The following is an 11,316-nucleotide window of genomic DNA, read 5'->3' as shown; positions in this document are numbered from 1 at the left end:
TGACAGTGTGTTTCATTCAGGTATTATGGCGCCCGCAACGCAACGGAGGTGTGGCCGAGTGGTTTAAGGCAACGGTCTTGAAAACCGTCGACTGTAACAGGTCCATGAGTTCGAATCCCATCGCCTCCGCCATATTTGGTACCGACAAAGCCCTGATTATTCAGGGCTTTGTCGTTTCTGCAATTCGATTTTCGTGATCATCCCTTTCTGGATCGTTTCCGCAACTTTTCGGTCATTTCCGCAACGCTATCCCTTCGACATCGATGATCCGACCTCGACACTCAGGTGAGTTTGGCTATCTTCAACAGGCGGTTTTCGGCCAAAAGCGCTCGATGAAAGTCTGTAAAGGCTAGCGTGACACCCGATCAGCTTCCCGAAAACCGATCTCGACTATTTGTTAGATGCAACACCATCGCCGCCCGAGCCGCGTCGGGATCTTGCCGCTTGATGGCGTTGAAAATCGCTTCATGTTCCAGATTCGCCAGATGCCCCAATTGCGAAAAATCGGCGCCTCCACGTTCGTCCATCTTCACTTGGGTACGCGGAATCATGGCATTTCCCAAGTGCTGCATGATCTCTGTGAAAAACGTATTGCCGGTAGCCTCGGCAATTAGCTGGTGAAAGCGCTTGTCCTCATCAACGCAGCTGTCGTTGTTAGCCAGCGAAGCCTGGTAATCACTCAAGGCCTGACGCATGCGAGCGAGCTGTTCGTCAGATCTGCGAACAGCGGCCAGCGCAACGGCCTGCACCTCCAGACCCAATCGCAATTCCAGCATGTTTCTGACACTGGCGACGGTATCCACGTGAAGGCGCAGCCCCGTCTGCGGTTGTTGCACCAATACAAACGTCCCGATTCCGTGTCGTGTTTCTACCAGACCCGAAGCCTGTAGCTTGGAGATAGCCTCCCGCACCACGGTGCGGCTCACGCCATGCTCGAGAACGATGGTGGATTCCGAAGGCAGCTTTTCGCCTGGCTTTAATTGCCCGAGCAAAATGCGCTGGGTGAGCGCTTCAACCACGCCTTGAGCCAGATTATTGGATCGTCTACGGATGGGATTTCCGCTTTCAATTTGCATAGGTTTGAGTCCACAGAATTTCGCTTTAAAGAGCTTAACACCCGCCAGAGAGTCTCTGGCGAAATGCCGACGCGCTCCACTGGAGCCATAATACACCCGCCACTTGTATGACAACACACATATACCAGACCAAGCCAATCGCACGAACTTCGACTGGACGAGCTCAACACCTTTCGCGAAACTCATTTAAAAATACGCTTAAACACCATTAAATACTGGGCAAAATAACCAAACCCTGTTGTCCTGCCCTCTCATTATGAAAACAAACCACAGCTATGCGCATTGCGAACGGAAAAATCCACTTGTATGATGTCTATCAACAAGCCACACCAGACATCCCCATAAAAACCAGCGATGCAGGCGAAACACATGAATCCTCAAGAACTCAAGTCCATCCTCTCTGAAGGCCTCCTGTCCTTTCCATTGACCGACTTCGACGCAACCGGTGACTTCCGTGCGGACACCTACGCCAAGCGCCTTGAGTGGCTCGCGCCTTATGGCGCCAGCGCACTGTTCGCAGCCGGCGGTACAGGTGAGTTCTTTTCGCTCGAAGCCAGCGAATACTCGGAAATCATCAAAGTGGCTGTCGATACCTGCCGTGGCGAAGTGCCAATTCTCGCCGGCACCGGTGGCCCGACACGTCAGGCCATTGCATACGCTCAAGAGGCCGAGCGCCTGGGCGCCGCTGGCGTACTGTTGCTCCCTCACTACCTGACCGAAGCAAGCCAGGAAGGCCTGGTCGCTCACGTCGAGCAAGTCTGTAAATCCGTGGACTTCGGTGTAGTGGTCTACAACCGCAATGTCTGCCGGTTGAATGCCGACAGCCTGGAGAAACTGGCTGATCGCTGTCCTAACCTGATCGGTTTCAAGGACGGCGTGGGCGACATTGAAAGCATGGTTTCGATCCGTCGCCGCGTGGGCGATCGCTTGACCTACCTCGGTGGCCTGCCAACCGCCGAAGTGTATGCCGCTGCCTATAAAGCGCTGGGTGTACCGGTCTACTCTTCAGCGGTATTCAACTTCATTCCGAAAACGGCCATGGAGTTCTACCGCGCAATCGCTGCCGAAAATCATGAAACCGTCGGCAAGCTCATCGACGATTTCTTCCTGCCTTACCTGGATATCCGCAACCGCTGCGAAGGCTATGGCGTGAGCATCGTCAAGGCCGGCGCCAGGCTGGCAGGCCACGATGCCGGCCCTGTACGAGCACCACTGACCGACCTGCTGCCCAACGAAATGGAAGAGCTGGACGTCTTGATCAAGAAACTCGGCGCCCAGTAATTCGACTGCTACAACCGGCGGCCAAGCCGCCGGCGTCACGCTCAAACCCGCATAAAAATAATCAGTGGGAGATTTGAATTGTGAACAATTCAAGCAATGCATCTGTCGTTCCAGAAGGTGATTCGGTTCTCGCGCGCGCCGTGAGCAAAGTGAAGAGGCATGTACTCCCACTTTTCGTGATCATGTTCATCCTCAACTACATCGACCGGGTCAATATCGGTTTCGTGCGCACGCACATGGAACACGACCTCGGTATCGGCGCAGCCGCCTACGGCCTGGGCGCCGGCCTCTTCTTCATCGGCTACGCCCTCTTTGAAGTACCGTCCAACATGCTGCTGCAAAAAGTCGGTGCCCGCATCTGGCTGACTCGCATCATGTTCACGTGGGGCATCGTCGCCACGATGATGGCCTTCATCCAGAACGAAACCCATTTCTACATCCTGCGCTTTCTGCTGGGTGTCGCCGAAGCTGGCTTCTTCCCTGGCGTGATCTACTACTTCACGCGCTGGTTGCCAGGCGTCGAACGCGGCAAGGCCATTGCCATTTTCCTCAGTGGCTCGGCTGTGGCTTCGCTGATCTCAGGCCCGCTGTCGGGTGCCTTGTTGCAGATTGAAGGATTCGGTTTTCATGGTTGGCAATGGATGTTTGCCATCGAAGGCCTGGCATCGGTCGCTTTGGGCTTCTTTGTCTGGTTCTGGCTCGACTCCAAACCCCATGACGCCAAGTGGATGACTCGCGAAGAGCAAGATGCACTGGTAGGCGCGATCGATCAGGAACAGCGCGAGCGTGAAGCGCTGACCACGGTCAAACCGACCATTGGCAAACTGCTTAAAGACCGCCAGATCCTGCTGTTTTGCGCCCTGTACTTTTGCATCCAGTTGACGATTTATGCCGCGACCTTCTGGCTCCCCAGCATCATCAAGAAGATGGGCAACCTGAGTGATGTGCAGGTAGGTTTTTTCAACTCGATCCCCTGGCTGATCTCCATCATCGCCATGTACACCTTCGCTGCGCTGTCCGGAAAGTTCAAATTCCAGCAAGCCTGGGTCGCAACTGCCCTGTTGATCGCGGCGGCCGGCATGTTCTTGTCCACCACTGGTGGGCCGATCTTCGCCTTTGTCGCCATCTGCTTCGCGGCCATCGGCTTCAAGTCCGCGTCTTCGTTGTTCTGGCCAATTCCCCAAGGCTATCTGGATGCTCGTATCGCCGCCGCCGTCATCGCACTGATCAACTCAATCGGCAACCTGGGTGGTTTCGTGGCACCAACGACCTTCGGCTTCCTGGAACAAACAACAGGGTCGATCCAGGGTGGCCTCTATGGTCTGGCCGGCACTTCGATACTCGCCGCGATTCTGGTGTTCTTTGCCAAAACCTCGCCGAAACCATCGGCCCTGCTGACGTCACCGGTCGTTGCTCCAAGGCTTGCGACCGTCAGCAAATCTCACTGACCCTATTGATCGCTGAACGACCTTTTTTGTAGGAACTTGCCATGAACGCTGAACATATTGCCAACACCACCAAGTCGCCTGTCGTCACCAGTTTTCAAGTCGTACCCGTAGCGGGCCACGACAGCATGCTGTTGAACCTGAGCGGTGCGCACGGGCCGTTCTTTACCCGCAACATCGTCATTATCAAAGACAGCTCCGGTAACACCGGCGTGGGCGAAGTCCCCGGTGGCGAGCGCATCCGCGAAACGCTCGAAGATGCTCGTAGCCTGGTCATGGGTCAGCCCATTGGTCAGTACCAACGCATTCTCAATCAGATGCGGACAACCTTTGCATCGAGAGACTCCGCCGGTCGTGGCCTGCAAACCTTTGACCTGCGTATCACTATTCATGCCGTGACTGCGATGGAAGCTGCCCTGCTCGATCTGCTGGGTCAGTTCCTTGAGGTTCCGGTCGCCGCATTGCTGGGTGAAGGCCAGCAACGCGATGCGGTGAAAATGCTCGGTTATCTGTTCTACATCGGCGACCGCAATGTCACCGACCTGGCCTACCGCAACGAGGCCGATGCTGAAGACGAATGGTTCCGAGTGCGTCACGAGAAAGCCATGACCGCCGAAGCCGTCGTGCGACTGGCAGAAGCTGCGAAAGCGAAATACGGCTTCAACGACTTCAAGCTCAAGGGCGGTGTATTGAGTGGCGATGAAGAGATTGAAGCGGTCACCGCACTCGCTGAACGCTTTCCCGATGCCCGTATCACCCTTGACCCGAATGGCGCCTGGTCGCTTAAAGAAGCCATCCGTTTGTGCCGGGATCAGCATCAGGTGCTCGCCTACGCGGAAGACCCTTGCGGCGCAGAAAACGGCTACTCGGGCCGCGAAGTCATGGCCGAATTCCGCCGCGCTACGGGGCTGAAAACTGCAACCAACATGATCGCGACCGACTGGCGCGAAATGGGCCATGCCATCCAGTTGCAATCGGTCGACATCCCGCTCGCCGATCCGCATTTCTGGACAATGCAAGGCTCAGTCCGGGTTGCCCAAATGTGTCATGAATGGGGCCTGACTTGGGGTTCTCATTCCAACAACCACTTCGATATCTCGTTGGCGATGTTCACCCAAGTGGCGGCCGCCGCACCAGGAGACATCACCGCCATCGATACGCACTGGATCTGGCAAGACGGTCAGCGCCTGACCAAGCAACCGCTGAAAATTGAAGGTGGCTACGTCAAGGTGCCAACCAAGCATGGCCTGGGCATAGACATCGACATGGACGCCGTGGCCAAGGCGCACGAACTCTACAAAGGAATGGGCCTCGGCGCTCGGGACGACAGTGTCGCGATGCAATTCCTGATTCCTGGCTGGAGCTTCAACAACAAGCAACCTTGTCTGGTGCGCTGATCCATAGAGACACGTTCAGGTGCCACAAGTACCGCCAACTTATCTATAGAGCCTCATCTTTCAGCAACAAGGGGGCACCAACAGTGCCCCTTCCCCTGCGTCGCATCATTTAACCGGCTTCAGACAAGCAGACATTGCTCAACCTGAAGCGCATGGAGACCGACATGTTCACACTACTTGGCGAAAATTTTATCGCTGGCGAACGTAGCGCCGACGGCGAACAGCAACTAAAAAGCCTGGATGCAACGACTGGCCAGCCTCTGCCGTACGATTTTTATCAAGCGACAGAAGCCGAAGTAGACCGCGCCGCTTTGGCTGCCGAGGCGGCATTCCTCGAATATCGTCAACTGAGCCCGACACGCCGGGCCGAGTTTCTCGATGCCATCGCTGATGAGATTGATCAACTGGGTGAAGACTTCGTCGCCATCGTCTGCCAGGAAACCGCGTTGCCGGCGGGCCGCATTCAGGGAGAACGGGCACGCACCAGTGGCCAGATGCGCCTGTTCGCCAACGTGCTGCGCCGTGGCGACTATCTCGGCGCACGCATCGACTTACCCTTGCCTGATCGCAAGCCACTACCACGAGGCGATTTGCGTCAATACCGTATCGGTGTAGGCCCGGTTGCCGTGTTTGGCGCCAGTAATTTCCCCTTGGCGTTTTCGACTGCGGGAGGCGATACCGCCGCAGCACTGGCGGCGGGCTGCCCTGTCGTATTCAAGGCGCACAGCGGCCACATGGCAACGGCTGACCAAGTTGGCTGCGCCATTCTTCGAGCGGCCGGGCGCACTGGCATGCCCAAGGGCGTGTTCAATATGATCTTCGGCGCTGGCGTGGGTGAATGGCTGGTCAAGCATCCGGCCATTCAAGCAGTCGGTTTTACCGGTTCGCTTGGCGGCGGCAATGCGCTGTGCAAGATGGCGGCAGAACGCCCACAACCGATCCCCGTGTTTGCCGAGATGTCCAGCATCAACCCGGTAGTGCTGCTGCCTGTCGCCTTGTCTTCCAGAGGCGAGACCGTAGCCAAGGATCTGGCGGCATCCGTGGTTATGGGATGCGGTCAGTTCTGCACCAATCCTGGCCTGGTGATCGGCATAAAATCGCCGCAGTTCGCTCAGTTCCTTCAGCACTTGCAAGGCCAAATGGCTGTGCAGGCACCGCAGACCATGCTGAACGCTGGAGGCTTGCGCAGCTATTCCAAAGGGCTTGAACATTTGCATGCCCATGCCGGCATCACCCACCTGACGGGTTCTGCTCAGACCGGTAATCAGGCGCACCCACAACTGTTCAAAGCGGATGTGAGCCTGTTGCTGGAAGGTGACGAACTGTTGCAGGAAGAAGTGTTTGGCCCGACCACGATTGTGATCGAAGTAGCAGACGATGCTGAACTCAAGCTTGCCCTTCAATCGTTACGCGGTCAGCTGACCGCCACGCTGATTGGCGAACCTGCCGACCTCCAACAGTACCAATGGCTTGTGCCGGTACTGGAACAAAAGGTCGGGCGGATATTGGTTAACGGCTACCCGACTGGCGTGGAAGTCTGCGAGGCCATGGTTCACGGCGGGCCGTACCCGGCCACATCGGATTCGCGCGGCACGTCCGTAGGCACGTTGGCGATTGATCGCTTTCTGCGCCCGGTTTGCTTCCAGAACTATCCCGATGCGCTCTTACCTCCAGCGTTGCAAAACAGCAATCCACTCAAGCTCAAACGCCTGGTCAACAGCGAGTGGAGTGAAGCCGCTATCGGTTAAGCCGCCACCCACGGTTTGATAGCCGGATACGCGGCGCAGAAATTTGCGCCGCCATCCTGTGAATCAAGCCGCATCAAGGGCCGTCGGCAGGATCCATTACAAGCTGGGGTTGATATGGACACCATCACGATTGAGCCTTGCCATCCCCTTCATCGACGATCCACTGGTTTGAATCAGTCAAGAAACCTGTCGTCCATACTCGCTCAGGTACTGACCGAGCGAATCATCAGCGGTGCATTTGAACCCGGGCAGAGACTGCCTCCAGAAGCGCAAGTCATGGCTGAGCATGGCGTCAGCCGAACGGTTGTGCGTGAAGCCATTTCGCAACTGCAAACCCGTGGACTGATCATTACCAGACACGGCATCGGCTCATTCGTCAGCGACACACCGGATTGCGACTTACACCCTAATTCAAATGCCTCCCTTGAAGACGTCATCGCCGTCATCGAGTTGCGTATCAGTGTCGAGGTGGAAGCCGCAGGTTTTGCCGCGCAGCGTAGAAGTCCGCAGGATCTGGCATGCATGCAAGAAGCCCTCAACATACTTGCAGACCCGACCATCAGTCGTGATGTGGCGGCAGCAGCCGACCATGCGTTTCACCGACAGATCGCCATGGCAACGGCTAACCGTTACTTCGTGGATATCACCGACCATCTCGGCATCGACCTGATACCCCGCAAGCGACTGAACAGCGCCGCTCTCAATGGTGGGGATCGAACGGAATACGGATTGCGTTTACAGCGCGAGCACCAAGCGATTTACCAAAGCATTGCCGATGGTGACCCTGTCGCTGCCAAGGCGGCCATGCATTTGCACCTCAGCAGTATTCGTGAGCGTTTACGTCACGCTCTCTTCAGATAACGACTGACTCAACCGGTTGTGCGGAAGTAATCCTGTGCCATGCGCAGGAAAGGTGGCAGTGCAGGGTTGTCGTTGTCACTCCTGGAAACCATGTGCACCTCCGCACGCGGCTGAGCATCTTCAAGGGGACGGAACTGCAAATGCCCCAGGTAAAGCTCACGAGCAGCGGCTGGCACAATCGCCAAACCCAGGCCCGCCCGCACCAATCCGAGAATGGAGTGGGTCTGCCCCAGGTAATGCAGGTAACGCGGCGAAACACCTGCCATGGCGAACAGCCCGACGATGCAGTCATAGAAATAGCGCCCCTCATCCGGCGAATACATCACGAAGGGTTGCTGATCCAGATCGGCCACCGCAATCGTCGCCCGCTGCGCCAAAGGGTGCGCGTTCGACATCACCACCAGCAGCGGCTCGCTGCAAATCAACTGCGAGTCGAACCCCAGATGAGGCGCCGCTCGCCGTACGAAACCGACGTCAATCATGCTCGCCGCCAAGGCGTCGGTCTGGGCACCGGACACCATTTCGTGCAACTCGAAACCAACGTCCGGCAGCCGTTGCGCAGCATGTCCCAGCAAACCGGGAATCAAGTGGTACCCACTGACTGCGGTAAACCCCAAAAGCAGCTGCCCTGCTTCGCCCCGCGCCAAACGCCGCGCCGCTGTACCTGCTTGCTCGGTGTACGCCAAGACGTGCCGGGCGTCACGCAGGAAATGCTGCCCGGCGACAGTGAGCTGCACGTTGCGATTACTGCGCTCAAGCAAAGTGACGCCCAGCGAACGTTCCAGCATCTGGATCTGCCGGCTCAAAGGTGGCTGGGTCATGAACAAACGTTTGGCGGCCCGACCGAAATGCAGCTCTTCGGCAACCATCACAAAACAGCGGAGTTGATGGAGTTCCATGATTCAATTCTTGTATTGATCGATCCAGTATCAATGTTAGACCAGCATCGTTCGTTTTCCTACTCTGGAACCACACGCAGGCAACTGCTTGTCGCCCGCCCAGATAAATACAATTCAAGGAACGCGACATGAAGATCAACATCCTCCTCACCCAACCTGTACCGGATCTGATCGATACCCGGTTACAGGCGTCTTATGCCGTTCACCGTCTGTACGAAGCCGCCGATCAGGACGCGTTTCTGGCCGAGGTAGGCCACACCATTCGCGGCGTGGTCACCGGTGGCGCCAAAGGTCTGTCCAACGCGATCATGAATCGCCTGCCTGCACTGCAAGTCATCGCGATCAGTGGCATCGGCACTGACGCAGTGGATCTCGTCAATGCCGCCGCTCGCGGTGTTCAAGTGACCACCACGCCCGGTGTATTGACCGATGACGTCGCGGACATGGGCATGGGTTTGTTGATCATGACCCTGCGCGATCTCGGCACCGGCGACCGCATCGTTCGCGACGGCCAATGGGGCAGTGTCGCGCAACCGTTGGCACGCAAAGTGACCGGCATTCAACTGGGTATCGTCGGGCTGGGTCGGGTTGGCCATGCCATCGCCAAACGCGCCTCGGCCTTCGATATGACGGTGAGCTACACCGACCTGCGTGAGCAACCGCAGAGCGGCTATCACTTCGTTCCCGACCTGATCGACCTGGCGCGCCGCAGCGATGTGCTGATGCTGGCGGCGTCCGCCGATAACGGCAGCGCGATCATCACACCTGCGGTACTTCAGGCTTTGGGCGCCAACGGCTATCTGATCAATGTCGCGCGCGGCAAGTTGGTGGATGAGCCCGCGCTGATAGCGGCCTTAAGCGACGGCACCATCGCCGGCGCCGGCCTTGATGTGTTCGCCGATGAACCACGCGTGCCGGATGCCCTGCGCTCGCTGAGCAATGTGGTGCTGCAACCGCATCGCGCCAGCGCCACCGAACAAACGCGCCTGGCCATGGGCGAAATCGTATTGGCCAATTTGCAGGCCTGCTTTGCCGGTTCTCCGCTACCGACTGCTGTCGCTTGCTGAGAAATGCACGCTACTTACTCCAACAATAAAACTTCCCCCCGAGGGAAGCCGGAGAGCACCATGACCTCCAAGATCGCACCGCTAGCAATCCCGCTTGAAAAGGCCCATGTCGGGCGTCGGCGCTTTGTCATTCTGGCGATGATTTTCATTGTCACCGTCCTCAATTATGCCGACCGGGCGACCATGTCCATCGCCGGTACGGGCGTGATCAAAGACTTGGGACTGGATCCCATGATGCTGGGCATGATCTTTTCTGCGTTTGCCTGGGCTTACGCGCTGGGCCAAATCCCAGGCGGCTGGTTGCTGGACAAATTCGGCGCAAGAAGGGTCTACGGTTGCAGCCTGTTCCTGTGGTCATTGTTCACCATGATGCAAGGCACCGTGGGCTGGGTCGGGCTCGTCGGCTCCTCGGCAGCAATCACCTTGTTCGGCATGCGTTTCATGCTCGGTCTTGTAGAGTCTCCGGCATTCCCGGCCAATAACCGTATCGTGTCCTGCTGGTTTCCGACCAGTGAACGTGGCACCGCTTCCGCACTGTTCAACTCGGCGCAATACATGGCCGTTGTGGTCTTCGCTCCGCTCATGGCCTGGCTGACCCATTCCTGGGGTTGGGAACATGTGTTCATCTGGATGGGTGGGCTTGGTCTAGTGGCCACGGTGTTCTGGTTCGCGCTTTATCACGAGCCTCACAGTGATCCTCGACTGACCGAAACCGAGCTGCAGTACATGCGCGATGGCGGTGCTCTGGTGGATCTGGAAGTCACGCGTAAAGCCACCAAACCAAAACTGAAAATGAAAGAAGTCGCCCAGCTCTTCAATAATCGGACACTGTGGGCAATCTATCTGGGGCAATACTGCATCACCGCCCTCACCTACTTCTTCATCACCTGGTTTCCTATCTACCTGATCCAGGGGCGAGGCATGACGATCATGCAAGCAGGATGGGTGGCTGCGATGCCGGCGATCTGTGGTTTCTCGGGAGGTGTGCTGGGCGGCGTGGTTTCCGATTATCTGATCCGTCGAGGCGTACATCCCTCAAGGGCTCGCAAAACGCCTTTCATCATCGGTATGGCATTGGCTTCCAGCCTGGTTTCCGCAAATTATGTCGATGCCAACTGGATGGTGATAGCGTTGATGGCCCTGGCATTTTTCGGCAAAGGACTGGCAGCGGTAGGCTGGGCAGTACTGTCCGACACAGCGCCCAAAAGCATGGTGGGGTTAAGTGGCGGGGTATTTAACGGCATCGGTAACGTGGCAGGAATCATCACGCCGGTAGTCATTGGCTATTTTGTTGCAACCACTGGCTCGTTCGACTCGGCACTATGGTTTGTGGCGGCTCATGGGCTGCTGGGAATCTTTGGCTATGTGGTACTTGCCGGGCGATTTGAGCGTGTCGTTATCGAGGGTGCAGTGCCTTCCCGGGAAGCCTCCTGAGTAAATGAGTGGCTGGGGCCAGGAAGTATGCGCTTTTGGCTGTTCTCCGTCGGTTGTGACCGGCTGCTTCTGGCCGAACGCGGACAATACACGCCACGTCATAAATGC

General features: G+C 57.1%; 9 protein-coding genes and 1 tRNA gene. 8 read left to right on the top strand and 2 right to left on the bottom strand.

Annotated features, from left to right (window positions below):
• Window positions 1-44: 44 nt before the first annotated feature.
• Window positions 45-132, top strand: a tRNA-Ser gene (locus tag ACIP1X_RS04845).
• A 233-nt stretch (window positions 133-365) separates the two neighbouring features.
• Here ACIP1X_RS04845 and ACIP1X_RS04840 read toward each other — a convergent pair.
• Window positions 366-1,076: a FadR/GntR family transcriptional regulator gene (locus tag ACIP1X_RS04840; protein WP_400749925.1), complete on the bottom strand. Its 711-nt coding sequence runs from the start codon at window positions 1,074-1,076 to the stop codon at window positions 366-368.
• A gap of 369 nt (window positions 1,077-1,445) precedes the next feature.
• On the opposite strand from ACIP1X_RS04840, the gene kdgD reads away from it, so the two are divergent.
• The 5 genes from kdgD to ACIP1X_RS04815 all read left to right on the top strand — a co-directional run bounded on the left by kdgD (window position 1,446) and on the right by ACIP1X_RS04815 (window position 7,808).
• Window positions 1,446-2,357, top strand: a complete 912-nt coding sequence (kdgD, locus tag ACIP1X_RS04835; protein WP_400749836.1) for a 5-dehydro-4-deoxyglucarate dehydratase — start codon at window positions 1,446-1,448, stop codon at window positions 2,355-2,357.
• 80 nt (window positions 2,358-2,437) lie between these two features.
• Window positions 2,438-3,805, top strand: coding sequence for an MFS transporter (locus tag ACIP1X_RS04830; protein WP_400749834.1), 1,368 nt, complete (start codon window positions 2,438-2,440; stop codon window positions 3,803-3,805).
• A 41-nt stretch (window positions 3,806-3,846) separates the two neighbouring features.
• On the top strand, window positions 3,847-5,199 hold the full coding sequence (gene gudD, locus ACIP1X_RS04825; protein ID WP_400749831.1) for a glucarate dehydratase: 1,353 nt from the start codon (window positions 3,847-3,849) through the stop codon (window positions 5,197-5,199).
• 164 nt (window positions 5,200-5,363) lie between these two features.
• Complete coding sequence (locus tag ACIP1X_RS04820; protein ID WP_400749829.1) at window positions 5,364-6,947, top strand: aldehyde dehydrogenase (NADP(+)); 1,584 nt, start codon at window positions 5,364-5,366, stop codon at window positions 6,945-6,947.
• A 114-nt stretch (window positions 6,948-7,061) separates the two neighbouring features.
• On the top strand, window positions 7,062-7,808 hold the full coding sequence (locus ACIP1X_RS04815) for a FadR/GntR family transcriptional regulator (RefSeq protein WP_282353204.1): 747 nt from the start codon (window positions 7,062-7,064) through the stop codon (window positions 7,806-7,808).
• Window positions 7,809-7,816: 8 nt separating this feature from the next.
• Here ACIP1X_RS04815 and ACIP1X_RS04810 read toward each other — a convergent pair whose 3' ends face one another.
• Window positions 7,817-8,707 (bottom strand): LysR family transcriptional regulator, encoded by an 891-nt coding sequence (locus tag ACIP1X_RS04810; RefSeq protein ID WP_400749826.1) that lies wholly within the window; start codon window positions 8,705-8,707, stop codon window positions 7,817-7,819.
• Window positions 8,708-8,835: 128 nt separating this feature from the next.
• On the opposite strand from ACIP1X_RS04810, the gene ACIP1X_RS04805 reads away from it, so the two are divergent.
• Together ACIP1X_RS04805 and ACIP1X_RS04800 are read left to right on the top strand one after the other, a co-directional pair.
• On the top strand, window positions 8,836-9,774 hold the full coding sequence (locus ACIP1X_RS04805) for a 2-hydroxyacid dehydrogenase (RefSeq protein ID WP_400749824.1): 939 nt from the start codon (window positions 8,836-8,838) through the stop codon (window positions 9,772-9,774).
• A 60-nt stretch (window positions 9,775-9,834) separates the two neighbouring features.
• Window positions 9,835-11,208, top strand: a complete 1,374-nt coding sequence (locus tag ACIP1X_RS04800) for an MFS transporter (RefSeq protein ID WP_400749821.1) — start codon at window positions 9,835-9,837, stop codon at window positions 11,206-11,208.
• Window positions 11,209-11,316 lie beyond the last annotated feature (108 nt).

The sequence above is a fragment of the Pseudomonas sp. NPDC088885 genome (assembly GCF_044750025.1).
Taxonomy (GTDB): Bacteria; Pseudomonadota; Gammaproteobacteria; order Pseudomonadales; family Pseudomonadaceae; genus Aquipseudomonas; species Aquipseudomonas rustica.
This window is presented reverse-complemented; position numbering and strand designations above follow the sequence as displayed.

What these genes read in the sequence shown, in the direction of transcription:
- ACIP1X_RS04810 (WP_400749826.1), bottom strand. Translation starts at nt 8,707, where the DNA reads ATGGAACTCCATCAACTCCGCTGTTTTGTGATGGTTGCCGAAGAGCTG.
- gudD (WP_400749831.1), top strand. Translation starts at nt 3,847, where the DNA reads ATGAACGCTGAACATATTGCCAACACCACCAAGTCGCCTGTCGTCACC.
- ACIP1X_RS04840 (WP_400749925.1), bottom strand. Translation starts at nt 1,076, where the DNA reads ATGCAAATTGAAAGCGGAAATCCCATCCGTAGACGATCCAATAATCTG.
- ACIP1X_RS04805 (WP_400749824.1), top strand. Translation starts at nt 8,836, where the DNA reads ATGAAGATCAACATCCTCCTCACCCAACCTGTACCGGATCTGATCGAT.
- ACIP1X_RS04820 (WP_400749829.1), top strand. Translation starts at nt 5,364, where the DNA reads ATGTTCACACTACTTGGCGAAAATTTTATCGCTGGCGAACGTAGCGCC.
- ACIP1X_RS04800 (WP_400749821.1), top strand. Translation starts at nt 9,835, where the DNA reads ATGACCTCCAAGATCGCACCGCTAGCAATCCCGCTTGAAAAGGCCCAT.
- ACIP1X_RS04815 (WP_282353204.1), top strand. Translation starts at nt 7,062, where the DNA reads ATGGACACCATCACGATTGAGCCTTGCCATCCCCTTCATCGACGATCC.
- kdgD (WP_400749836.1), top strand. Translation starts at nt 1,446, where the DNA reads ATGAATCCTCAAGAACTCAAGTCCATCCTCTCTGAAGGCCTCCTGTCC.